The organism is Aeromonas australiensis, from assembly GCF_000819725.1.
GTDB classification, from domain to species: domain Bacteria; phylum Pseudomonadota; class Gammaproteobacteria; order Enterobacterales; family Aeromonadaceae; genus Aeromonas; species Aeromonas australiensis.
Genome location: NZ_CDDH01000002.1, coordinates 74,351 through 98,580 on the forward strand (window position 1 = coordinate 74,351; position 24,230 = coordinate 98,580).

General features: G+C 61.6%; 22 protein-coding genes and 1 pseudogene. 16 read left to right on the forward strand and 7 right to left on the reverse strand.

From position 1 onward, the window contains the following. Positions 1-9 precede the first annotated feature (9 nt). The 3 genes and pseudogenes from dbpA to BN1117_RS19785 all read left to right on the forward strand — a co-directional run. On the forward strand, positions 10-1,389 hold the full coding sequence (gene dbpA / locus BN1117_RS00645; protein WP_040094033.1) for an ATP-dependent RNA helicase DbpA: 1,380 nt from the start codon (positions 10-12) through the stop codon (positions 1,387-1,389). Between the two features lie 89 nt (positions 1,390-1,478). Continuing rightward, positions 1,479-1,769: a YkgJ family cysteine cluster protein gene (locus BN1117_RS00650; RefSeq protein WP_040094034.1), complete on the forward strand. Its 291-nt coding sequence runs from the start codon at positions 1,479-1,481 to the stop codon at positions 1,767-1,769. Positions 1,770-1,951: 182 nt separating this feature from the next. Then, positions 1,952-2,047: pseudogene (locus BN1117_RS19785) on the forward strand (YkgJ family cysteine cluster protein); the annotation flags it as partial. 77 nt (positions 2,048-2,124) lie between these two features. Here the strand turns inward: BN1117_RS19785 and BN1117_RS00655 are convergent. Both BN1117_RS00655 and BN1117_RS00660 read right to left on the reverse strand, forming a co-directional pair. Then, positions 2,125-2,340, reverse strand: a complete 216-nt coding sequence (locus tag BN1117_RS00655; protein ID WP_040094036.1) for a DUF6500 family protein — start codon at positions 2,338-2,340, stop codon at positions 2,125-2,127. A gap of 106 nt (positions 2,341-2,446) precedes the next feature. Beyond that, entirely contained in the window at positions 2,447-3,352 is a 906-nt protein-coding gene (locus BN1117_RS00660; RefSeq protein ID WP_040094038.1) for a 1,4-dihydroxy-2-naphthoate polyprenyltransferase, read from the reverse strand. Positions 3,353-3,560: 208 nt separating this feature from the next. Between BN1117_RS00660 and BN1117_RS00665 the strand changes: the two genes are divergently transcribed. The 8 genes from BN1117_RS00665 to BN1117_RS00700 all read left to right on the forward strand — a co-directional run bounded on the left by BN1117_RS00665 (position 3,561) and on the right by BN1117_RS00700 (position 14,725). Then, a complete protein-coding gene (locus tag BN1117_RS00665; RefSeq protein ID WP_040094039.1) occupies positions 3,561-4,883 on the forward strand; it encodes an isochorismate synthase in 1,323 nt (440 codons plus the stop codon). Positions 4,884-4,914: 31 nt separating this feature from the next. Beyond that, the gene (gene menD / locus BN1117_RS00670; RefSeq protein ID WP_040094041.1) at positions 4,915-6,675 is read left to right on the forward strand and encodes a 2-succinyl-5-enolpyruvyl-6-hydroxy-3-cyclohexene-1-carboxylic-acid synthase; all 1,761 of its coding nucleotides are present in this window, start codon (positions 4,915-4,917) and stop codon (positions 6,673-6,675) included. Continuing rightward, positions 6,635-7,432 (forward strand): 2-succinyl-6-hydroxy-2,4-cyclohexadiene-1-carboxylate synthase, encoded by a 798-nt coding sequence (gene menH, locus BN1117_RS00675; protein WP_040094043.1) that lies wholly within the window; start codon positions 6,635-6,637, stop codon positions 7,430-7,432. Before menD ends, menH begins: the two co-directional genes overlap by 41 nt. Then, positions 7,425-8,285, forward strand: coding sequence for a 1,4-dihydroxy-2-naphthoyl-CoA synthase (gene menB, locus BN1117_RS00680; RefSeq protein WP_040094045.1), 861 nt, complete (start codon positions 7,425-7,427; stop codon positions 8,283-8,285). The genes menH and menB overlap by 8 nt, the downstream gene beginning before the upstream one ends. Beyond that, positions 8,285-9,214, forward strand: a complete 930-nt coding sequence (gene menC, locus BN1117_RS00685) for an o-succinylbenzoate synthase (RefSeq protein ID WP_040094047.1) — start codon at positions 8,285-8,287, stop codon at positions 9,212-9,214. The genes menB and menC overlap by 1 nt, the downstream gene beginning before the upstream one ends. Beyond that, on the forward strand, positions 9,207-10,634 hold the full coding sequence (gene menE / locus BN1117_RS00690) for an o-succinylbenzoate--CoA ligase (RefSeq protein WP_040094049.1): 1,428 nt from the start codon (positions 9,207-9,209) through the stop codon (positions 10,632-10,634). Before menC ends, menE begins: the two co-directional genes overlap by 8 nt. Before the next feature lie 219 nt (positions 10,635-10,853). Beyond that, a complete protein-coding gene (locus BN1117_RS00695) occupies positions 10,854-13,613 on the forward strand; it encodes a collagenase (protein WP_040094051.1) in 2,760 nt (919 codons plus the stop codon). Between the two features lie 185 nt (positions 13,614-13,798). After that, the gene (locus BN1117_RS00700) at positions 13,799-14,725 is read left to right on the forward strand and encodes a SanA/YdcF family protein (protein ID WP_040094053.1); all 927 of its coding nucleotides are present in this window, start codon (positions 13,799-13,801) and stop codon (positions 14,723-14,725) included. 84 nt (positions 14,726-14,809) lie between these two features. Here the strand turns inward: BN1117_RS00700 and BN1117_RS00705 are convergent, their stop codons facing one another. From BN1117_RS00705 to BN1117_RS00715, 3 genes are all read right to left on the reverse strand, one after another. After that, positions 14,810-15,424: a superoxide dismutase gene (locus BN1117_RS00705; protein WP_040094055.1), complete on the reverse strand. Its 615-nt coding sequence runs from the start codon at positions 15,422-15,424 to the stop codon at positions 14,810-14,812. Between the two features lie 17 nt (positions 15,425-15,441). Next, positions 15,442-15,921 (reverse strand): DUF2753 family protein, encoded by a 480-nt coding sequence (locus BN1117_RS00710; RefSeq protein WP_082032531.1) that lies wholly within the window; start codon positions 15,919-15,921, stop codon positions 15,442-15,444. A gap of 174 nt (positions 15,922-16,095) precedes the next feature. Continuing rightward, positions 16,096-17,112: a chemotaxis protein gene (locus BN1117_RS00715; RefSeq protein ID WP_040094059.1), complete on the reverse strand. Its 1,017-nt coding sequence runs from the start codon at positions 17,110-17,112 to the stop codon at positions 16,096-16,098. 203 nt (positions 17,113-17,315) lie between these two features. On the opposite strand from BN1117_RS00715, the gene BN1117_RS00720 reads away from it, so the two are divergent. Continuing rightward, the gene (locus BN1117_RS00720) at positions 17,316-18,035 is read left to right on the forward strand and encodes an SDR family NAD(P)-dependent oxidoreductase (protein WP_040094061.1); all 720 of its coding nucleotides are present in this window, start codon (positions 17,316-17,318) and stop codon (positions 18,033-18,035) included. On the opposite strand, the gene BN1117_RS00725 is transcribed toward BN1117_RS00720, so the two are convergent. Next, positions 18,022-20,088, reverse strand: coding sequence for a tRNA(Met) cytidine acetyltransferase TmcA (locus BN1117_RS00725; RefSeq protein WP_040094063.1), 2,067 nt, complete (start codon positions 20,086-20,088; stop codon positions 18,022-18,024). The two genes, BN1117_RS00720 and BN1117_RS00725, sit on opposite strands and share 14 nt — an antisense overlap. Continuing rightward, positions 20,085-20,396: an HlyU family transcriptional regulator gene (locus BN1117_RS00730; RefSeq protein ID WP_040094065.1), complete on the reverse strand. Its 312-nt coding sequence runs from the start codon at positions 20,394-20,396 to the stop codon at positions 20,085-20,087. Before BN1117_RS00730 ends, BN1117_RS00725 begins: the two co-directional genes overlap by 4 nt. A gap of 137 nt (positions 20,397-20,533) precedes the next feature. Between BN1117_RS00730 and BN1117_RS00735 the strand changes: the two genes are divergently transcribed. The 4 genes from BN1117_RS00735 to BN1117_RS00750 all read left to right on the forward strand — a co-directional run bounded on the left by BN1117_RS00735 (position 20,534) and on the right by BN1117_RS00750 (position 24,225). Next, positions 20,534-20,740 carry a bacterioferritin-associated ferredoxin gene (locus BN1117_RS00735; RefSeq protein WP_005335965.1) on the forward strand — a complete coding sequence of 69 codons (207 nt, stop codon included), beginning with the start codon at positions 20,534-20,536 and terminating at the stop codon, positions 20,738-20,740. Between the two features lie 144 nt (positions 20,741-20,884). After that, a complete protein-coding gene (gene bfr, locus BN1117_RS00740; RefSeq protein WP_005335967.1) occupies positions 20,885-21,364 on the forward strand; it encodes a bacterioferritin in 480 nt (159 codons plus the stop codon). A 202-nt stretch (positions 21,365-21,566) separates the two neighbouring features. Next, on the forward strand, positions 21,567-23,678 hold the full coding sequence (locus BN1117_RS00745) for a DUF885 domain-containing protein (protein WP_040094067.1): 2,112 nt from the start codon (positions 21,567-21,569) through the stop codon (positions 23,676-23,678). 88 nt (positions 23,679-23,766) lie between these two features. Further along, positions 23,767-24,225: a methylglyoxal synthase gene (locus tag BN1117_RS00750; protein ID WP_040094068.1), complete on the forward strand. Its 459-nt coding sequence runs from the start codon at positions 23,767-23,769 to the stop codon at positions 24,223-24,225. Positions 24,226-24,230 lie beyond the last annotated feature (5 nt).

Genomic DNA, 24,230 nt, shown 5'->3' on the forward strand with positions numbered 1-24,230 from the left:
AGTCCTTTTGTGAACAACAGCGAATTTAGCAGCCTCAATCTCTCCCCCGCCCTGCAAGAGAACCTCACCAGCCTGGGTTACCTGCAGATGACCCCGATCCAGGCCCAGAGCCTGCCCCTGGTGCTCGATGGCAAAGACCTGATCGCCAAGGCAAAAACCGGCAGCGGCAAAACCGCCGCCTTCGGCCTCGGCCTGCTGGCCAAGCTCAACGTCAACCGCCTCGAAGTGCAGGCGCTGGTGCTCTGCCCGACCCGCGAACTGGCGGATCAGGTGGCTCAGGAGATCCGTCGTCTGGCGCGCGCCCTGCCCAACGTCAAGCTGGTGACCCTGTGCGGCGGCACCCCGACCGCACCGCAGTCCGCCACCCTGAGCTTTGGTGCCCACATCGCCGTCGGCACCCCGGGTCGTATTCTCAAGCATCTGGAGCAAGGCACGCTGGAGCTCTCCGGCCTCAAGACGCTGGTGCTGGACGAAGCGGATCGCATGCTGGACATGGGCTTTGGCGAAGATATCAACCGGGTCATCAGCTATGCCCCCCAGCAGCGTCAGACCCTGCTCTTCTCCGCGACCTATCCAGAAGGGATCGCCCAGATGAGCCGCGGCGTGCAGCGCAATCCGGTCGAGGTGAGCGTGGAGTCCCTGCACGAAGGGAGCGCCATCGAACAGAAGCTCTATGAAGTGCCTGCCGGTCAGCGCCTCGACGCCCTCACCTGGCTGCTGAGCCACTACCAGCCCAGCTCCTGCGTGGTGTTCTGCAACACCAAGCGCGCCTGTAACGACGTAGCCGACCATCTGGCCGCCAAGGGCTTCTCGGCGCTGGCGCTGAACGGCGATCTGGAACAGCGCGAGCGGGATCAGGTGCTGGTGCGCTTTGCCAACGGCAGCGCCACCATTCTGGTGGCCACCGATGTGGCGGCCCGCGGCCTCGACATCAAGGAGCTGGGCGCCGTCATCAACTACGAGCTGACCTATGATCCGGAAGTGCACGTGCACCGCATCGGCCGTACCGGTCGTGCCGGCCAGCAGGGTCTGGCCCTGAGCCTCTATCAGCCGAACGAAGCCCAGCGCGTCAACTTTATCGAAGAGTACCAGCAGGCCCCGATGCCGCAGGGTGATCTCGACAGCATCGGCCGCGACATCAAGCCGATCGCCCCGCAGATGGTGACCCTCTCCATCGATGCAGGCCGCAAGACCAAGGTGCGGGCCGGTGACATTCTGGGCGCCCTGACCGGTGAAGGCGGCATTGCCGGCGCCGACGTCGGCAAGATCCAGATCGCCGAGCAGTACTCCTACGTCGCGGTGAAGCGCAGCGTGGCGAGCGCCGCCCTCAAGCGGTTGCAGGAAGGCAAGATCAAGGGTCGCAGCTACCGCGCCCGCAAACTGGGCTAAGGTTTTTTGCAAGCCGTTAGCCAGACCACAGGCGCCTGACAGGCGCCTGTTTCATATCTCCGATGCCGCCATGCGGCAAGACAGGCACCATGACCCAAGCAAGCCAGACCGATGTGAGCTGCCAGAACTGCGAAGCCTGCTGCTGCCGCCTCGAAGTGATGCTCTTTACCGATACCGGCGTGCCGGACCGTTATGTACTGGAACGGGATGGCGAGATACCGGTCATGCGCCGGCTGGACGATGGCTGGTGCGCCGCTCTCGACCGCAACACCATGATGTGCCGTATTTATGAAGTACGCCCCCTCATCTGCCGCGAATTCGAAATGGGTGAGCCCGACTGTGTTGACGAACGAGACAAGTGGTTTATCAAGCTGGATTGACCAGGATCCTCGGAGGCACTCACCACGATGATGTGCCCCATCCATGTACGAGGTGCGGCCGCTGATCTGCCGCGAATTCGAAATGGGTGAGCCCGACTGTGTTGACGAACGAGACAAGTGGTTTATCAAGCTGGATTGACCAGGATCCTCGAAGGCACTCACCACGATGATGTGCCCCATCCATGTACGAGGTGCGGCCGCTGATCTGCCGTGAACTCGAAATGGGTGAGCCCGACTGTGTTGATGAACGGGACAAGTGGTTTCTCAACCTCAGCTAGCTGTCGACAGCATCATTCGCTAATTCATAGAGAGGGCTACCGCGTGGGAGCCCTCTCTATTTCATGGCAACCCACTGTCACTCCTGCTCGACCAGCAGGAGAATTTTTTTAGCCTTCTCGAAGTGATCCAGCTTGTGGGTCTGGATCCACCAGGTTGCCGCCTCCATCAACAACTCGGGATCCTCATTGCGATTGGCAAAAAACGCATAGAAGGAGAGTCCGACCATCTCCCCCTTCTGGGCGATTTTCTGCTGGCATACCTGAATGATTTTCTGTTTGAGTGATGCACGCATGGCAGTCTTCCTGTCTGACTGATTCAGTACCGACGCATCGCATCGGCACACAAAAAGGGCTCCCGCCTCGGGAGCCCGTTTCACCTCACTGCAAGCTGATCGTGCATCAGGAGAGCGCCAATCCGATGGCGAGCAGCAAGCTGTAGAGGAACGCACTGATGGCGGTCTTCTTGAGGGCGCCGGTCAGCACCTCGCCATCGTAGCTCTCGCGCAAAGTGCGGGCCGCATCGCTGAGAGGCTTCATTGAGGGCAGGAAGATCCACGGCCAGAAACTGGCGGGCTGGATCAGGATAAAGGCGATGGTTGCCAGCAACGCCGTCCCCAGCAGTACCCAGTGATAAGCGATGGCGCGGTTACGGCCAAGGCGCACCGCCAGGGTGATCTTGCCACTGGCGGCATCGGTCTCGATGTCGCGCACATTGTTGATATTGAGCACTGCGGTGGCCAGCAGGCCACAGGCGGTGGCCGGTAGCAGCAGATCCCACTCCAGACTCTTGGTGAAGAGGTAGTAGGAGCCGAGCACCCCCAGCAGACCGAAGAAGAGGAACACCGAGATATCGCCAAACCCGCGATAGCCGTATGGGGTTTTGCCGACGGTGTAAGTCACCGCCGCGACGATAGCTGCGCCACCCAGCACCACAAATGCCAAAATCTGCAGCCACTGGCCGCCGAAGGCACAGCCCAGCAACAGCAGGCCACTGGCCACCGCCGCCAGCGCAGTCAGCCCCATCGCCACACACATCTGCTTTTTGGTGATAAGACCGGAGACCACCGCCCGCTGCGGGCCGATCCGCTCACCGTTGTCGGCACCGGAGACCGCATCGCCATAATCGTTGGCCAGATTGGAGAGGATCTGCAACAGGATGGCGGTCAGCAGGGAGAGCGCCATGATGGTGCCATCGAAGGCGCCACGACTGGCAGCCAGCCCCGAGCCCAGCAGGATGGAAGAGCAGGCGAGCGGCAGTGTTCGCAAACGCGCCGCCAGCAACCAAACAGAGAAGGTATTTGTCATTTTGTGATGGCCAAACAATCGGATATTGATCGTGTTAAGGGTTATCGAACCGGATTTGGGTATACTTGACCCCGGAGAGTGAAGCTCCCGCGGGCGATTTACATGGACGAATGGGCAGATAATATATAGGAAATCATCGCCCTTTGGCATAAACCTACGGCATCCAGCTACCGGATCGCTCGTTACTACCCGGCTCAGACAAGAATCCATGTTGGCTCAGACCCATATCAAGCAACAACTGGACGCCCTGCGTCACAGCAACGTCAGCGGCTTCGTACGGTTGCGAGTGGCGATCGAAATCCGCTCCTTTCTGGGCTGGCTCGCGGCGCAAACCCTCTATCCCCGCATCTACTGGCAGGCCCGTGGAGAGGATCGTCCCGAATATGTCGCGCTGGGCGCCATCCATGAACTGACCGAGCCGCACGCCATCAAGCAGGTGTGTACTAACACAGCCAACCAGCATCATGACGACAGCCCCCGTTACTATGGTGGGCTGGCGTTTGATCCGGCCCAATCCGGCTGGCAAGGGTTTGGCCCCTGCCGTTTCGTGCTGCCCCGCATCGAGCTGGTGCGACGTGGCGAGTGCGTCAGTCTTTGCCTCAACCTCTGGCTGGATGACCACAATCTCGAGGCCGAACTGCTGGCGGCCGAAGCCGCCCTCGATGCCCTGCGCCCGGAAGCCCCGCTGCCCGCCCTGCAAAAGCAGCCCTGGCAGCGACAGGATTGTCCCGGCCCCGCCCAGTGGCAAACGCTGGTGGAGCGCGTCACCGCCCCCGATTTTCAGGCCCACACTCCCAAGGTGGTGCTGTCGCGGGAGAGCCTGCTGACCAGTCCGAGCCTCGATGCGGATATCAACCCCTGGGCCATGCTCGACCAGTGGGCCCGCCACGCCCAGGACTGCTTCCACTTCGGTTTTCAATTCTCCCCCGAGCAGGCCTTTATCGCCTGCTCCCCCGAGCGGCTCTACCGCCGGGAAGGGAGACACCTCTTTACCGAGGCGCTGGCGGGCACCATCCGCCGCTCCGGCGATGAAGAGGTGGATGCCCAACTGGCCGCCGAGCTGCTGGCCGACAGCAAGAACCGGCTGGAGAACCGGCTGGTACAGGCCGACATCCTCAGCCGCCTGGCACCCCTGGCCCACGATGCAACCCTGACCGAGCCGCGCATTCTCAAACTGCGGCTGCTGCAACACCTCAAGTGCGATATCGAAGCCGAGCTCAAGCCCGGCGTTTGCGACTGGCAGCTGCTCGACGCCCTTCATCCCACGCCGGCGGTGGGCGGTGCTCCGCGCGAGGCGGCACTGGCCTTTATCCGCGAGTTCGAGCCCTATGATCGGGGCTGGTACGCCGGTGCCTGCGGCATGCTGAGCCGGGAGACCTCGGAGTTATCGGTCGCCATTCGCAGCGCCCGCATTCAGCCGGGCAGCGTCACCCTGTTTGCCGGTGCCGGCATTGTCGCCGGTTCCGAACCTGTCGCCGAGTGGGCCGAGCTCGACAACAAGATCGCCAATGTGCTCTCCCTGCTGGGATAGTCATTCACCCTTTCACCCTACGAGAGCCCCTATGCCCACCCGTAAAGAGCCTGCCAGCGAAGAGTTTGCCTGCCCCCCGTTTTCGAGCCAGCACGCCACCTTCAACCACGTCTGGTCCTCCCTCTTGCTGGAGGAGCTCTTTCGCCTCGGGGTGCGCGACATCGCGCTGGCCCCCGGCTCCCGCTCTGCGCCGCTGACCATGGCAGCCGCGGCCCATCAGGGCTTTCGTCGTCACCTGCACTTTGACGAGCGCGGTCTCGGCTTTATGGCGCTGGGGCTGGCCAAGGGGAGCAACCGGCCGGTGGCGGTGATCATGACCTCCGGCACTGCGGTGGCCAACCTCTGGCCCGCCGTGGCTGAGGCCCAGCTCACCGGCGTGCCGCTGATTATTCTCTCCGCCGATCGCCCCCACGAGCTTATCGACAACGGCGCCAATCAGGCGATCGACCAGCAGGGGCTCTTCGGCCGCTACCCCGTCTATCAGCAGAACCTGCCGAGCCCCACCCCGACCATTCCGGCGGCGTTTGTACTGAGCTCGGTGGATCAGGCGCTGGCCCAGCAGGCGCGCACGCCGGGGCCGGTGCACTTCAACTGCATGTACCCCGAGCCCCTCTACCCGGGCGAGCACTATCAGGATTTCTCCGACTATCTGGCCCCCCTCGGTGACTGGCTCGGCTCGCACAAGCCCTGGAGCCCGTGGCAGCAAAACGAGCCGAGCTGCCCCCCTCAGGCGGAGTGGGAAACCTTTCGGCAACAGCGCGGCATTATTGTCGCCGGCAGGCTCACTGACCCCGAACAGGCACAGGTGGTCGCCGAACTGGCAGAGCAACTTGGCTGGCCACTGCTTGCAGACCTGCAGAGCCAGATCCGCTTCGATAGCCGCAACCTGATCCACATGGATATGGCGCTCAACGACCCAGAATTCGTCGCCGAGCTGAGCCGCGCCGAGGTGCTGCTGCAATTTGGCGCGCGGCTTGTCTCCAAGCGGCTTGGCCAGTTCATCAAACACCATTCATGGCAGGATTACTGGCTGGTGGATCCGCAACCGGCGCGGCTCGATCCCGACTATCGGCTGCGCAACCGGCTGCTCTGCAGTGCCAGCGCCTTTGCCGCGGCCCATACGGTCACCACCGCTCAGGCCCCCTGGCACATATTGGCCGAGCTGCAACACAACGCCAGCCAGCAGATCACCGCCGCCTGCGAGCACTTCTCCGAGCTTGGGGTCTGCCATCGCCTCAATTCCCTTATCGAAGGGCAACTGTTTGTCGGCAACAGCATGCCAGCCCGACTGATGGATATGCTCGGCGAAACGGGCAAGGGGCCGAGCCGGGTGATGACCAACCGCGGCGCCTCCGGCATCGACGGCCTCATCGCCACCGCCTACGGTTTTGCCCAATCGCTCGAGCCGGGCAGCGACGAGCCCACCACCCTGCTGCTTGGGGATCTCAGCGCCCTGCACGACCTCAACAGCCTGGCCCTGCTCAGCAAGGCGAGCCGACCGCTGGTGGTGATCCTGCTCAACAACGATGGCGGCAGCATCTTTCGTATGTTGCCGGTGCCCACCGAAGGGGAGCTGCTGGAGAGCTACTACCGACTGCCCCACGGCCTCAGCTTTGAACATGCCGCCGCCATGTTTGGCCTCGGCTATCGCGCACCGACCACCCTGCCCGAGTTCGAACGCGATTACCGCACAGCCCTCCAACATGGCGTTACCTTGATCGAGATCCGGGTACCGAGCGAGCAGGTGGCCGATGATCTCAAGGCGCTGGGGGCCGCCATCCGTGGCGAATAAAAATGCCCATGTGCCGCTGGTGCTGCTGCACGGCCTGCTGGGGGATAGCGGCGACTGGCAACCGGTGATCGATCAGCTGCCCACCATCCACTGCATCGCCCTCGATCTGCCGGGTCACGGCCAGCATAGCGCTCTCAACGTCAGCGACTTTGAACAGAGCCACCAGTGGCTGGTCACCGAGCTGGCCAACCGCAACATTGAGCACTATCTGCTGGCGGGTTACTCGCTGGGGGGGCGACTGGCCCTCTATCACGCCAGCCGCGAGCCCGCCGGGCTGCGGGGGCTGCTGCTGGAGAACTGCCACCCGGGGTTACCGGCCAGTGAACGGGCCGCCCGCATCCAGCACGATGAACAGTGGGCGCAGCGCTTTGAGCAGGAGCCTCTGGCTGCCGTGCTGACAGACTGGTACCGACAAGGGGTGTTTGCCGATCTCGACGATGCAGCGCGAGCCCGCCAGATCGCCCGCCGCCTTGGCAACAACGGCCTGGGCATCGCCACCATGCTGCGCGCCACTTCGCTAGGCAAGCAGCCGGATCTCGCCCCCTGGCTCATGGCGAGCCCGCTGCCGGTCACCTGGGTGAGTGGCAAGCGGGATCACAAATTCCATCAGCTGGCTTGCCAGCTGGCAAACCAGGATCGCAGAATCAACCACCTGGTGCTGGATGGCGGCCATAATCTGCACGCCTATCAGCCCGATCACTTTGCCCGACTCCTCGCGGAGTGGGTCAACCAACAAGAAGAGACGAGTCATGATTGAAGCAATGACAGAAGCGGAACTCTATGCCCCCGTCGAGTGGCGTGATTGCTCCGCCGGTTACGAGGATATCCTCTATCACAAGTCCAACGATGGCATTGCCAAGATCACCATCAACCGCCCCCAGGTACGCAACGCCTTCCGTCCCCGCACCGTCAAAGAGATGTTGCAGGCGCTGGCCGATGCCCGTTATGACGACCAGGTCGGCACCATCATCCTGACCGGCTTTGGCGAGAAAGCCTTCTGCGCCGGTGGCGACCAGAAGATCCGTGGCGACTACGGTGGATACCGTGATGACGAGGGGACGCACCACCTCAACGTGCTCGACTTCCAGCGCGACATCCGCACCTGCCCGAAACCTGTGGTTGCCATGGTGGCCGGTTACGCGGTCGGTGGCGGCCACGTGCTGCACATGATGTGTGACCTGACCATCGCCGCCGACAACGCCCAGTTTGGCCAGACCGGCCCGAAAGTGGGCTCCTTCGATGGTGGTTGGGGTGCTTCCTACATGGCTCGCATCGTCGGCCAGAAGAAAGCCCGCGAAATCTGGTTCCTCTGCCGCATGTACGATGCGAGCCAAGCCCTCGACATGGGTCTGGTCAACACTGTCGTGCCGCTGGCGGAACTGGAGCGCGAAACCGTGCGCTGGTGCCGTGAAATGCTGCAAAACAGCCCGATGGCGCTGCGCTGCCTGAAAGCCGCCCTCAACGCTGACTGTGATGGTCAGGCGGGCTTGCAGGAGCTGGCGGGCAATGCCACCATGCTGTTCTACATGACCGAAGAGGGTCAGGAAGGCCGCAACGCCTTCAACGAAAAGCGTCGCCCCGACTTCTCCAAATACAAGCGGAACCCCTGATGACACTCGCCCTGTATCGCTATCAACTGCCTTTTACCCAGCCCCTGACCTTTCACGGCAAGGTGGAGGTGGCGCGAGAGGGGCTGTTGGTGCGCATCAACGACGGCTGGGGTGAGATTGCCCCCCTGCCCGGCTTCTCGAAAGAGAGCCTGCAACAGGCAGAGGCGGAAGCCCTTGCCACGCTGGCGGCCCTGGCCGCCGGCGATACCCCGAACCCCGTGCTGCCGTCGGTGCAATTTGGCCTCGACTGCGCGCGCCGGACATGGCCGGAGCAGCGCAACCCGCTGCCGGAGCCCTATCCCCTCATTCAAGGCTCTCCCCAGGAGCTGCTGCGCAACTGGAAAGAGTGGCTGCACCGCACACCCGGCAAGGCCAAGCTGAAGGTGGCGCGCTACCCGATGCGTGACGAGCTGGCGCTGATCCGCCTGCTGTGCGATCGGGTGCCCTCCCTCAAGCTGGTGCTGGATGCCAATCAGGGCTGGACCCGCGAGGAGGCGTGGACCTTCTGCGGCCACCTCGATCCGAACCGCATCGAATATCTGGAAGACCCCTGCGCCGACTTTGCCGACATCGCCTTTGTCGCCAACCGCACCGGCATGCCGGTGGCGCTGGACGAACTGCTGGCCCAAGGCAAGCCGTGGGAGCCGATCCCGCAACTGCGCGCGCTGGTGCTCAAGCCTACCCTGCTCGGTTCACTCGCCAACTGCGAAGCGCTGATCGCCCGCGCCCGCGAACTGCGGCTCAAGGTGATCATCTCCTCCTGCTTCGAATCGGATCTGGGCCTGAACCAGCTCTTTCATCTGGCAGGCGAATGGGCGCCGGAACAGGCACCGGGTCTGGATACCCGTCGCTGGATGGCGGGCAATCTGCTGGGGGAGGATGGCAAACCGGATCTGAGCCGACTGGAGCAACTGTATTACCGTGATTGACCCCTCCCGTTCACCCGAACAGACACCTTGCCCGGTACGCCACCGGGCAATCACAGCCCCGAACCGCATTGCCATCCACACCGCCTCGCCCCTCAGTTACCGCCAGCTCGATGCCCGCCTCAACAGCCTGTGCCAACAGCTGGAACAAGCCGACGTGCGTCGTGGCGATCATCTGGCGGCAGTGGTGCGCGGTGCGCTGGAAGATGTGCTGCTGGCATGGGCCTGCGTGCGCAGCGGCGTGGTGTTCTGCCCGCTCAACCCCGCCTTTCCTCTCGAAAAACAGCGCGAGCTGGCGGTGCAACTCGATACCGATGCCTTCTGGTCGGCAGGGGAGATCCCGGCAGGCAACTGGCTGCCCCTGCAGTTCGACTTCACGGGCGAACTGCCGGCAAGCGAGGAAACATGGCCGCTGGCATCGACCCAGCTCAACAACATGATCCTCACCTCGGGCTCCAGCGGCACGCCGAAAGCGGTAGTGCACCGGCTCTGCAACCACCTGGCCTCGGCACGCGCCTCTGCCACCCTCATTCCCCTCGATGAGAAGTCCGGCTGGCTGCTCTCCCTGCCGCTGTTTCATGTCGGTGGTTACGCCATCCTGTTTCGGATCTTTCTGGCGGGCGCCACGTTGGTGCTGGATCAACGTGAACGCTCCCTCAAAGAGCGGCTGGAGTGCCAACCCATCACTCACTTGTCTCTGGTGCCAACCCAACTCTGGCGCCTGCTGGCAGAGGGCTTTGACCCCGCCCGAACCCGCCTGCGCGAGTTGCTGCTCGGTGGCGCCGCCATTCCCCAACCGCTGGTGAACCGCCTCTGCGCCATGGGGCTCGAACCCAAGGTGAGCTACGGCCTCTCCGAGATGGGCAGTCAGGTCTGCACCTCCATCCCCGGCGATGCTGGCGTAGTTGGCAAACCGCTACCGGGGCGGGAGGTGTGCATCCGGGAGCAGGAGATCTGCGTGCGCGGAGCTACCCTGTTTGCTGGTTACTATCGAGATGGCGAGCTGGAACTGCCCCTCGATGGCGAAGGCTGGTTTCATACCCGCGACAAGGGGAGGTTCACTGCGGCAGGGGAGCTGCTGGTAGAGGGACGGCTCGATAACCTCTTTATCTCGGGTGGCGAAAACATCCAGCCAGAAGCCATCGAGCAGCGACTGGTAGATCATCCCGCGGTCGCCCAGGCGCTGGTGGTGCCGGTGCCGAGCGACGAGTGGGGGCAACGCCCCGCCGCCTTTATCGACTGGCACGGTGAGCCGGTTCCCGACTCCGAACTGGCAGCCTGGATCCGCAGCGCCCTGCCCGGCTTTATGGTGCCCGACCACTGGCTCCCCTGGCCCGATCTTGGCGGTAATCTCAAACCCTCCCGCCAACAATTGGGCAAGCTTGCCCGACAACAAATCACTCGGGAAAAACAAGTCAAATGAGACCATCTTCACAATTTCCCGATCTTCTCTGAAAACAGAAAAAGAAACATGTGAGTCTTTACTTCGGCGCTAACCCACGATAATTCGAACAGACTCAAAAAACTAACATGTTATTGATTTATATGATTTTTAATTAGCGATTGATGCCCTTTTGGATCTTGTTAAATTGCCTTGCGATTCCTCGCAAGACAATACACAAACAACAACAAAGGGATAAAAATGAACCGTTCGGGTACCGGGTGGCTGCTGCTGGCAGGCCCCCTGCTTTTGGCGACATCCTCGGCGCAAGCCAACTACTCCCCCAATGACTGGCGACAGTATCAGCTGACTGGCGAATCGAGCCGGCAACTGGCCGCTCGCATCACCGAGACCACCTACGAACTCAAGGCGCGCAGCAGCAATGCCCCTTACCAGCAGCTCAGGGTCTACCGTCGCTTCGACTGGCAGAGCAGCGATCTTGCCGCACTGGCCGAGCAGCAGTGTGGCGAGCCGCAGCTCAAGGTAGATGCGGGCTGGCAGATCCGCTTCGTGCGCTGTGAAGATCGGATTCCGGCGGGCAAGCTCATTCCCGCCAGCAGTTATGACTTCGGTTATGGCCTCAAGCAGGGTCGCTGGGAGCAACTGGCGGGCACGCCGACCGCCCAGCGGCAGGATCGTCTGCCGCTGCCGCAAGCCATCATCCTGGGTCAGAGTGAAAGGGAGCTGGATCGCTGCGAACTCAACGCACAGGGCCGCTGCGCCGAGTCGGAGTGGCACTATCAGCCGCAGGATTGGCAGCAGTTGCAGGTACTTGAAGAGACTCCGAGTGAGCGGAATGGCCGGTTGGAGCAGATCTTCTTCCGTCTGCAGCCGGTGGCAGGCAGTCAGGCTGCCGCTCAGGTCAGCGAGCTCCATGTCTGGCGCCGCTATGAGTGGCAGCTGGATCAACTCACGCCTCAGCAGGTGTGTGATGAGCCGCAGGAGCGCAAGGAGGGGAGCAACACCATCCGCTATCGCATCTGCCGTCAGGTGATCCCCGCTGGCAGCGAGGTTCAGGTGACGCTGCAGGATAACGGCTACCAATACCCGGTCGCTGGCGGCGAGTGGCAACCCCTGCCAGAGAGCAAAGAGTGGCAGGAGAGCCGGGTGCTCAATCGCCCTATTGTGCTAGACAGCAAAGAGGAGCAGCTGGAGTGCCGCCGTGCCAACGGTCGCCCCTGCTCCGAGCCCGATCAGCCCGATGTGGATCTGCTCGACAGCGATGCCGCCAAACTGGTGGCCGACGTGAGCGGCCAGAACAGCCCTGCCTGGCAGGCAGATTACGGCCACGATGATGCCAAGCTGATGGCGGTGGTGCGCGGCATGCGTGCCCTGCTGGCGGCCAATCAGCCGACCCATCCGGCAATGGACAAGCTGCTCTACTATGTGCGTGCCCACAACTACCATGGCGGCGTAGCCAAAGAGAGTGATCAGGTCGCCCGGGCACTGGCCGGGGTAATGATTGATCTGCTCAACCATCCCCTGCTGCTGGGCGCGGAACCGCAAGATCAGGCTGGCACAGTGCTGGAAGCCTGGAGCGTGGCGGCGCAGGGACAGCTTGGCCAAGCCGCTTTCCGCCAGAGTGCCGCCCCCATGCTGGCCCAGCTCAATCAGGCGCTCGACTATGCGGTGCAACATGCGCCGCAGCTCAATGGCCACAAACCCTGGGCCGATGGTCTGTTCGAGCTGCTCAATCTGATCGATCAGAGCGCCTCTTACGGTCAGCAGGCTGACTTCAGCGCTGCTGTGCTGCAGCAGGAGGCGGCATTGCGCCAGAGCCTGCTGCAACTGGGCCTGAGCGAGCTGGCCCTCTGGAAACAGCGCGATGGCTCACGGGATCTGTTTATCTTCAACAACATCCTCGATGCCCACAGCCGCCTCTACCAGATGATGCGCTACCTCCATTACACCAGCCCGGATAAGGCGATTGCCTATCGCCAGCAGCTGGATCGCGATGTCATCGCCATCATGCGCCAGCAAGGATTGGTCCCGGGCGGCCAGCATCCGGCCACCATGCTGGAAGAGGTCTCCCTGACCCTCTCCAGCTACTACCTCACCTATACGGATCGCACCAGCGAAGCCTGTGTCAGCGGCGAGTTCGCCGGGCTTTGTACCCAAATCCGCATGGAAGATATTCTGCCGTTCGAGCACACCTGCTCGCCCACCCTGCGTCTGCGCGCCCAGGATCTGACTCAGGCTCAGGCCGAAGGGATCTGCCGCGAGCTGGGTGATGAAGAGCAGCGCTTCCACCAGCAGATGGAAACAGGCTGGCAACCAGTGGCCGATGACCACAACGATGCGCTGGAGCTGGTGATCTTCAACTCCTCAGCCGACTGGGGCCGCTACGGCAGCGCGCTGTTTGGTGTCTCCACCGACAATGGCGGCATCTATATCGAGGGGGATCCGGCGCGCCCCGGCAATCAGGCCCGCTTCTTCGCTTATGAGGCGGAGTGGAAACGCCCCGCCTTCCAGGTGTGGAACCTGCGCCACGAGTACGTTCACTATCTGGACGGGCGCTTCAACCAGTACGGCAGCTTCGGCCACTATCCCCTCAACCGCACCACCTGGTGGTCCGAGGGGCTGGCGGAATACATCGCCCACGGCCAGTGCTTTGCCCGAGGCCTGGATAACGTGGCAAGCCGTCCCGCCAACCAGCGGCCGACGCTGGCGTCCATCCTTCACCTCGATTACAACCAGGGTGGCGAGATGGTCTACTCCTGGTCCTATACCGTGCACCGCTTCCTCAACGATACCGGTCGCGGCGCCAGCTGGCTGGCGCTGGCCCGGGCGCTGCGCAATCCGGATCGACAGCAGGCAATGAGCGACTTCGAAGGGGAGCTGGACCGGCTGATCGCCAACGACAGCGACGCCTATCAAGCGTGGCTCGCCCGCGAGCTGCTGCCCTGGTGGCAAGCCAACAAGGAGTCAGACGCCTGCAAGGGCAATGACTCCGCCCACTGATAAACCTTCACCGACCAGAGGGGCTGCCACCGCAGCCCCTCACTTTCTCCGCCACCTCCCGGCCTCTGCTGCGACAACCTCTGCCCGAATGAGGTGTCTGCCCGTTATCAAGCCTGACGCCAGCGGCAGAGTTGTAATAGAATGCCGATAGCCATTCCCAACTTCAGACCCTGACCGCACCACGCATGAAGAAGTTTGCCAAGATCCTCCTCGCCTGCCTCGTTTTGCTGCTGGCCCTGATTGCCATACTGCTGGGCTACAGCGAGTGGATCGTCTCGGATGCCCGGCACTACACCCATGATCAGGTAGACAAGGTGCCCTATAACCGGGTTGCTGTGGTATTGGGTACCTCAACCTATCTTTCCGGTGGTGGCCCCAACCACTACTTCAAATACCGTATCAAGGCAGCCGCCGAGCTCTACAACCATGCCAAGGTGGACTACATCATCGTCTCCGGTGACAACGCCACCCTGCAGTACAACGAGCCACGCCAGATGCGTCGCGCCCTGATCAAGGCGGGCATCCCCGCCTCCGCCATCTACATGGATTTCGCCGGATTCCGCACCCTAGACTCAGTGGTACGGGCCAAAGAGGTGTTCGGTCAGGATCGCTTTACCGTCGTCTCTCAGGGCTTTCATAACGAGCGAGCCATCTTCATCGCCCGCCATTTCGGTATCGATGCAATCGGCTTCAACGCCAAGGACCCTAGTGCCTATCAAGGGATCCGCACCCGAGTGCGCGAGGTATTTGCCCGCCTGATGGGATTGCTCGACCTCTATGTGCTGGACAAGGGCCCCAAGTTTCTCGGGGAACCGGTCCCCATCGGTCTGCCAGAAATCTGTCACTCTCTAAGCACTATCGGCAGCCTGCAACCCTGCCTTACGCAGCCCAAACCTGCCGTAGCCCAGGCCAAGCCAGCGGCAGTCTCTGCCGCGGCGTCGGCGACTCCATCGGCTTCAGCCGCGACTGAGCAACTCACGCCTGCTTTATCCGCCGCGACAACGACTGAGCCAGTCACACCCGCCAAACCCGCAGCAGAGACGCCCGGCGCGGCCTTGCCCATATTGCCGGTGGCCCCTTCCGCCGCCAGCACCAGCACAACCGCCCCATAAACAGACGACCCGCCAACTGGCGGGTCTTGTTATTGCTGCGCGAATTGTGGCGGCGATCCTGCGCCCCCATTCCCTGCGACCAGGTCAGCCTCGCGCCGCCTGATAGCGGCGGGCCACTTCGGCCCAATCCACTACCTGATAGAAGGCGGCGATATAGTCAGGACGCTTGTTCTGGTACTTGAGGTAATAGGCATGCTCCCACACATCCAGCCCCAGGATCGGGGTATGGCCATGCATCAGGGGGCTATCCTGATTGGCACTGCTCTCCACCTGCAATCTGCCCGCCTGGTTCACCACCAGCCAGGCCCAGCCGCTGCCAAAGCGACTCAGCGCTGCCTGAGTGAATGCCTGTTGGAAGGCATCGAATCCACCCAATTCCCGCTCGATGGCCAGAGCCAGTTCGCCACTTGGCTCGCCACCACCCTGCGGGCTCATCACCAGCCAGAACAGGGAGTGGTTGGCATGGCCACCGCCATGGTTGCGTACCGCTCCTTGCAGGGTCGCTGGCAGGGTGTCGAAGCGACGCAGCAGCTCCTCTACCGGCAGTGCGGCCAGCTCGGTTACCCCTTCCAGCGCGGTGTTGAGGTTGTTGATATAGGTCTGGTGATGGCGGCTATGGTGGATCTCCATGGTCAGGGCATCGATATGGGGTTCCAGTGCGTCGTAGGCATAATTCAAGGGTGGCAGGGTATGGCTCATGATGACCTCTGTTCGGATTAATGGAGCCGGGATGAGGGCTCGCTCTGACACAGGCAGTGACCGAGCGAGCGCATGATCCCGGCGTGGCTGCCGTGGCGCTGCACAAACGTCAGCAACTCGGCACGGGTTGTACGGATATGGCGCAAAGCGGCCTCTCGCAGGCGGGCGGGGCAAACGGGGGAGTGACTGGTCGCCAGCAGGCAGTCGTGCACATAGCAGAGCAGGTCGGCGGCCCGATCGGGCAGGGTCATGGCCACCAGCAGATCCGCCAGATTATGGTGAGCCACCACCAGCGCCGCCACCGCCTCATCAGCATCGTGCCACTGCCCCAATTGCTGACGAGCCAACCAGAGTGCCTGCTGATAATGGGCCAACGCCTGATGGTACTCGCCGCAATCAAACAGCCGGTTGCCCTCTCTGGTCTGTTGTTTCCAGTGACTCATACTGCTACCACTTTCGGTCGATTCGACCCACCCCTTCACCCAGGTTGCTGTCATACGCTTCACGCCAACAAATGATAATAATTATCATTACATGAATCATATCCGGGAGACAAGGGGTGCCGGGATCGCAGCAACGAGCCAAAACAGCGCGGCCACTCCTTGGCAAGGAGTGGCCGTTTGAGGCACAGGTCAGTTAATTCGACCGGCCAATTGAGAATTAATGGCTGGTCAGATGTTGTTGGCGGGCGAAGGCGGGGCAATCCCCAGCAGCATATGATCCATCATCCCCACCATGCGTCCTATCTCAGGTTTGGTAATGGTATCGTTGGCACCCAGTTGCAGCGCTTTCTGGCGGTTGTCATCGCTCATCAGGGAGGAGAACATCACGATGGGCATCTCCTTGTAGGAGGGGGTATCCCGCAACCGCTTGAGCAGGTGCATGCCATCCATGCGCGGCATCTCCACATCGGTGATCACCGCGTTGACGAAGCCGGTCACCGGCATCCGCTCCTCCTGGGCCAGGCGATCGAAATCGGTCATCATTTCCAATCCTTCCCCTCCATCCTTGGCCGTTATCACGTTATAGCCAGCGGTGCGCAGGGTCGTCTCGATCATCTTGCGGATAAAAGCCGAGTCATCCACCACCAGAATGGTTTTACCCTGGCGCAGCGCCATCATGCGATCGTCGATGATCACCTTGCGATCCTGGGTGACGTCGTACTTCTCCATGCTGAGCTCGGGGTTGATGTCAGCAATGATCTTCTCGAAGTCGAGGATCATGATGAGGTTGCCATCGCGCCTGACCACGGCCACCACACAGTCGTTTTCACCCGCTTCCAGAAACTGGCTGGGAGACTCCACATCCTCCCAGGAGACCCGGTGGATCCTGCTGACGCTGTCGATCAAGAAGCCGTTTGCCATCCGGTTAAAGTCAGTGACTATCACCACCTTGTGGCTATGGTCAGGGTTGGTCTTGATACCGAGCCAGCCGGCCAGATCCACCAGCGGGATAAGACGATCCCGCAGGGAGAATACCCCCACCATATGGCGCTGGGCATTGGGGTAGTCTGTGGTCTCCGGCACCCGGATCACCTCGCGTACCTTGGCGACGTTGATCCCGTAATAGGCGACCTTGTCCCGCCCGTCCGGCAGCAATTTCTTGAGGTGAAACTCAATGATCTCGAGCTCGTTGGTGCCACTCTCGGTCAGAATGGATTTACGATCTTCCCCGTCTTTGGCCATCATGGTGACTCTCATGCTCTGGTTGCGCAGGCAGCACTCAGCTGCTGTTTTTCCTCAGTATAGGAATGGAATTCGCCCAGCGGCTCGGATCTCGGCAAGATTGCAGCCTTAACCGCTTGATCCCGCAGCCTGGCGGGCTCGTAGCACTTAGTCAGGAGCGCATTGGCTGATGGGGAAACCTATCAAGCACTCATAAGGAGCCTGAGATGGGTGAAGGTATAATCGTGATTGGCGCTTCTGGCGGTGTCGGGGCGGCTCTGGTGACACACTGGCTGGCAGCGGATGTCGGGCCAGTGATTGCCATTAGCCGTCAGCCCGCACCAGCAGGAGCCTCTTCGCCGACCTTGCACTGGCTATGTTGTGATTACAGCGATGAGCAGATGGCAACTGCGGTAGCCCGCATCGCGAAGTTGGCACCAAGACCGCACAGGGTGGTGATCTGCAACGGCATCCTGCATCAGGGGGAGATCCAGCCAGAGAAGCGACTCGAAGCAATCAATCTCGATGCCATGACGCGCCTCTACCAGACCAACGCCTTGCTGCCGCTGCGCTGGATCAGCCAGTTGTTACCGCTGTTTGGCCGCGAGCCTTGCACTCTGGCCGTTCTCAGCGCCCGGGTCGGCAGCATTGGCGACAACCGAGCGGGCGGCTGGTATGGCTATCGGGCATCCAAGGCGGCCCTCAATATGCTGCTCAAGTGTGCCGCTATCGAGCTGGCCCGACGGGCGCCCGGTGTCAAATTGCTGGCCTTCCATCCCGGCACCGTGGATACCCAACTCTCCCGCCCGTTTCACGCCAATGCCCCGGCGGGAAACGTGCAGAGTCCCGAGCTGGTAGCCAACCATCTGATTAACCTGATGAACCGGCTGCAACCGGATGGCGAACTGAGCTTTCTCGACTGGCAGGGCAAACCTATCGAGTGGTAGAGGAACTCAAGAGACGCGCCAGCAGCGCCCGCAAACTCTTGATCACGGCGGGTTTGCCCGCCAGTTGCAACCTCGCGGCCAGCGTTCCCCAGTCAACATATTGCCAGATGGTAGCGATTAGCAGATAACGCTCATCCAGGGTGAGCTCGGCCAACCGGACCAGATTGCCCCCCAGCCACAACTGCAGGCTGGATTGGCTGAGCTCAAACGGCTTGTGATGCAGAGCAAAGCACTCAACCTCATCGCACTCGAACTCGCCAAGCTCCGGCGCGGTAACGGTACTGCCTTGCAGGCATTGCCATACCAACTCGGGATCCAAGGCACTCAACTCGCCCGCCAGCAGGGTCGGCAGCTGGCGTACAAAACGCTGCTGCCACTGAGCCAGCTCGGGCTCATGTTCGGGTTTCAGCGCTTTGAGCAGCAGGGCCGCGTGGCAGCCGCTGGCAGCATCCCGCTGCAGGCCGATGCGCAACACCACCAGCTCCGCCTTGCGCCAGAAGGGGAGCAGGTCGGCGCTGGCCGAAAAGGCAGAACCCAGGTAGTCGATACCAATCTGGCGATAGTGCTCTTCAAGCTTGCCAAGCAGCAGCGACCCCAGCCCATGGCGATGCAGCTCGGGGTGGATGGCGATACGCATCACCCGGGCGTAGCTGCGCCCCCCCGCCGTTTTGAAACCGGCGTGGGCCAGCAGCGACTGGGGCAGCAGATGGCCGCGCGGACGGCGGCGACCGGCCCAGATCGCCTCGGCCAGCTCGGGCTCTATCTCCCCTTCCCGCGCCACCAAGGCCACCCCCAGCAGGCGCTCGTCCTGCTCCAGCAGATGGATGTCGAGACCCGGGCTCTCCAGCAGAGACCTGAGATCGCCCGGCGTAGTCTGGTAGTGAGCTAGCACCAGCAACCCGAACAGCTGGTGGAGCAACGCCTCGTCACTCGCCAGCGCCTCCTGACTGATAAGACGCCAGCTCGGGCTAGTCGGTGGCATGGGCGCTGCGACTTCGGCATTGAGGCCGAGCAGGCGGAAAATCAGCGGCTCCAGTGGATCACGCTCACTCCAGCGAATGGGCTCAGAGAGGTGGATCTCCTGCCAATCTGGCGCCTGACTATCGAGCACCCGCTTGAAGCGCAGATGAAAACCGCGCCCCGTCCCCTCGTAACCGTGCTCGGTGGTGGCAAATACAATGCGGCTGTGGCGGGCCAGCATGGCCTCAAGCAGCGGGGTCGGAATGGCGGCCGCTTCATCCACCAGCAGCAGATCGGGATTCATCGCCTCGTGCACCAGCCGATCCGGCGAGCAGTAGCTCAGCCCGGTTAGCTGTTCAGGCGTGGTATCGAGTCCGCGAGCGGCGTGGATAAACAGGGTGGCGACCGCGGCCTGTGAGGGGGCCGTCACCACTATGTTCAGTTCGGGCTGCTGGCGCAGCAGCTCGGCGGCGGCCTGCCCCAGCAGCGCACTCTTGCCACGCCCGCGGTCGGCGCTCAGCACCAGTGGCCGGCGGCGATGACCGTGTAAGACCTTGTGGATAGCTGGCAGCGCCCGCGCCTGATCATCGCTCAATGGCCGCTCGGCTCCAAGTGGTTGCCATGGCTGCGAGCAAACCGGCGGCGCCAGAGAGAGGGCTGGATCGCCCGCCAGCAGCCGCACCAGCCTGGCGATAAAGCCGTGACCGGCCCGGCTTGCCTCCTCCGGCTGGGCCACCAACCTGATCCGGTCAGGATCCGGCCATTCAGGCCACTGCGCTCTGGGCGGCGTCAGCAGCAACAGCAAGCCACCGGCGCGCAGGGTGCCCGCCAGCGCCCCGAATGCGTCGGGGTGAAAGCCGCTGAACGCATTGAAGACCAGAGTGTCGCACTCCTGACCGAGCCGCTGCAGCGCCTTGGCGGCGGGTTGCGGGCCATAACACTCGGGCCCGGCACCCAGCCAGAAGACGGTCTCGCCGAGCAGGGATTGGGCGCGGGCAATGCACTCGCCCTCCTCCCCTTCCAGCCAGATCAGGCGACGCTCACCGGCGCGGGCCAGCGCCTCGCGCAGCAGGGTGACCTGTTGCGGTGTCATGACGCCGGGCTGTCAGCCGATTTGCGAGGCTCAAACATGCGATCTCCCATCTGATCGATAAAGGTGTGGGCCTTCTGCACCATAAAACGCTCGGCATCGGCCGGATTGGCAAAGAGATCGGAGCGGATAAAGCGGTGGGTTTGCAGCACGCCGTCCAGCTCCTTGGTGATGCGCCCAGCCAGTCGGTACTGGCCACCTTCGGCCATGGGCTCCGGATAGATGAGATAGCCGGCATATTCGGTGGGAGTGACTTCAGGCGCCTTGGTCGGCTCGCCCCCGAACAGGGCGCTGAACAGTTTCTTGAGCATGATGATCTCCTCTGGTTGCCAGCATTGTCCCCAAGGGGTCGATGAGTGGCAAGCAGGGGATCTTATTACCAATGGTTATTTGCACCACGAACCATTCTCATTTAGATTTCATTTAATTTCAGCGCGAGGTAACCACCATGTATGTCTGTTTGTGCCGCGGCATCACAGATACCCAGATCCGCAAAGCGGTGCAGTCAGGTAAAAGCGAATTCCGCCAGCTCAAGCAGTCGCTCGAGGTGGGTGCCCAGTGTGGTAAATGCGTGCGCATGACCATGGAGATCATTGCAGCCGAGCTCGACAAGATGGAGCAGGAGCAACCCGTGCTCTACTACGAAGTGGCCTGATCGGGACACCTCTCTTCTGATTCGACCCGCCAACAGGGTCACCTCTTATCTCAGGCGAGCTGACTCGCCGGACCACTTGTTGTCACTTTTCTGGACTAAGCTCTAACGATCGAAGCCTCAGGCACGAACCAAGGAGCACTGTCGATGAAAGGAGATCCCAAGATCATTGCCCACCTCAACAAGGTGCTGGCCAATGAGCTGATTGCCATCAACCAATACTTCCTGCACGCCCGCATCTACGATGACTGGGGCCTCAAGGCGCTCGGGCACAAGGAGTATCACGAGTCCATCGATGAGATGAAACACGCTGACGAACTGGTCAAGCGGGTGCTGTTTCTCGAAGGGCTGCCCAATTTGCAGGATCTGGGCAAGCTGCGTATCGGCGAGACCGTCGAAGAGATGTTGCGCTGCGACCTGTCGCTCGAGATGGATGCCATCCCCGACCTCAAGGTAGCCATCGCCTATGCCGAGTCGGTGCAAGACTACATCAGCCGCGACCTGTTCCAGGAGATCCTGGAGGATGAGGAGGAGCATGTGGACTGGCTGGAGACCCAGCTCGATCTTATCGATCGCATCGGGCTGGAGAACTACCAGCAGTCGCAACTGCACCATGGTTCATCCTGAATAGTTATGGCATGAAAAAACGATTAAAAAACCCGCTTAGGCGGGTTTTTTAATGTCTGGCTGCATAGCTTTTCACGCCACTTATCAGCATGAAAAATAAGCGTATTTTTGCTATTCAGATCGCAAAAATAGACGCTTGGGAGTTGCACTATTGGGGCCCCTCACAGGGACATACAATAACAACATGTGAAAGGACTACATCATGCACTTCCTACCCAACAAGCTAGCGCTAGCCTGCGCCATAGCCCTGTCTCTTGCCGCCTGCAATGACAACAGCTCGAACGCACCAGCAGACCCCGCAACCACCAAAGCATCCCTGATGCAGACCATGGATGAGGCCCTGCGCGAGAGCCAGTCGCTCGACCCCTACGGTTTTGCCATCGATGCCGCCAGCATCGCCAAGCGAAAGGCACTCGACAGTTCACTGCTCCAACGACTGAATGCACTGGATCCCACGCTGTTAAGTGAGCGGGATCGGCTGTTCTACGACATGATCCGCTGGGACTTGCAGATCAATCTTGAAGGGTACGATTTACCCCAATCCCAGATCCCGATCCATCACTTCCGTAACCGCGTGGTGGATCTGGCAGATGACGTTGGCGCAGCCCCTGCCAGCGGCAAAACAGCTCGTACCGTCAGCGGTGACTTCGACTATTTCGAGCACAGCTCGGCCGACCGGGTGGAACCGGGTGATGGCGCATGGCGACGGGATCTCGACCGTACAGGCACAGCTCCGGCACTTGCAATGGCAGCCCGAGCAAAGACAACAATGACCCCGCTGGCCTGGTACCAAGAACACCTCACCTGGCTCAAGGCATATGATGCTTATCTGGCCGAGGTAAAACACCAGTTCGAGCAGGCCAGTGTTCAGGGCAACACCTTGCCTGATGAGCTGGTAGACCGGCTGCTGGCCCAGCTCAACAGCAAGCTGGATGGCGACATGCTCACAGGCGCCTACCTCGGCTGGCAGCAGTTGCCGGGGGATGCCGATGCCACACTGCGAGCAGACTACAAAGCCGTGTTGGACAGCATCAACACCCGCTATCTGGCGCTGCGCGACTATCTGGATTACCAGCATGGCGGCGCCTATGCAGTGCGCCTGGGTAGTGGCGAGTGTGATGACGGTTTCTGTGGCATGACCAACGGGCGCGACTGGTATCGCTGGCTGCTGAAGAAGCACACCACCACCAATATGACACCGGAGCAGGTACATGAGCTGGGATTGAGCGAGGTAGACCGGATCTTCGCTGCCATGGTCAAGGTGTGCCACACCGTTGGCAAGTGTGACAACGAAGACGTGGCCCAAAGCAAACAGAGCGGCCAGATCTACGCCTTCTTCCGTTATCTGAACGAGCCGGCTTTCTTCTACCAGAATCCGCTGGCGGTCTGGTCCACCGGCCTCAACCCGGACAATGCAGCCGGGGCGACCCTGAGCGGGCCGCAGCAGCAGGCACTGGCCGAACATGAGCGGGCATTGCTGGAGTACAATATCTTCAAGAGCAAGGCGGCGCTGGTGCTGCCGGACTTCTTCGATGCCGAGCGCACCATTCCCAAGCTGGATTACGAGGTGGTGCCCGTCTCCTATGCGGATGCGCCATACGGCGGGGTGGCCTGGTACCAGGACGGCAACCCGCAGACCGGCCGCAAAGGGCAGTTCTTCCTCAACACCTATTACCCCTATGGTCTGCAGAGCTGGAACATCAGTACCCTGCTGGCTCACGAGGCGGCGCCGGGCCACCACTTCCAGATCACCATCGCCCAGGAGCTGGCCGCCAAGGATCCCGACTTCCCGAAGTACGTGGCGAACGCCTCCTACACCGCCTATGCGGAGGGTTGGGCGCTCTACACCGAATACCTAGCGGATCACGACATGGGGCTCTATCAGGGGCGCGGTCTCTATGATCCGGCGGTGGGGGACGTGAAGGTCGAGGGATCATCCGCCTTCAACAACCAGCTGCAGTATTTCGGCCGCCTCAACGAGGAGATGCTGAGGGCCATGCGGCTGGTGGTGGATACCGGTATTCACTGGTATGGCTGGAGTCACGATCAGGCCGTCAACTACATGAAGGATAACTCGGCGCTGGGGGCGGGGGACATCAGCTCCGAAGTGCCGCGCTACATGGCCTACACCGGCCAGGCGACCTCCTACAAGGCGGGCCAGCTGGCGCTGATCCGGATGCGGGAGTCGGCCGAGCAGGCACTGGGCGGAGGCTTTGACCTCAAGGCGTTCCACCACCATGTGCTGGAATACGGCATGTTGCCCATCTCGGTGCTGGAGCAGAAGCACAAGCAGTGGATTGAACAGTCGAAGTGATCACAGTTACGGCGCCCGGCAAGGCAATGGGCGCCGCTTTCGATTAGGATACGGCTCTCTGCCAATAACAATGCTACGGATGATGTCCATGGAACAGATTGCACGCGAGATGGCGCCCCACAAACGAGTGGCTCTGGTGGCTCACGACAACATGAAGAGCCCTCTGCTGAACTGGGTGATGCGCCGCAAGGAGGAGCTCAAGCTCCACCATCTCTATGCGACCGGCACCACCGGTACCCTGCTCGGCAAGCAGGCACAACTGCCCATCACCTGCCTCTTCTCCGGCCCCATGGGTGGCGACCAGCAGCTTGGTGCCCTGATCGCCGAAGGGAAGATCGACGTGCTGATCTTCTTCTGGGATCCCCTCAATGCTGTGCCCCACGATCCGGACGTGAAGGCGCTGCTGCGCCTCGCCGCGGTGTGGAACATCCCGGTTGCCACCAACGAGGCGACCGCCGATTTCATCATGGATAGCCCCCATATGCAGCGCGCGTTCAGCGTACAGATCCCCGACTACGCCGGTTATCTCAAGGCGCGGACCGAGTGATCGGC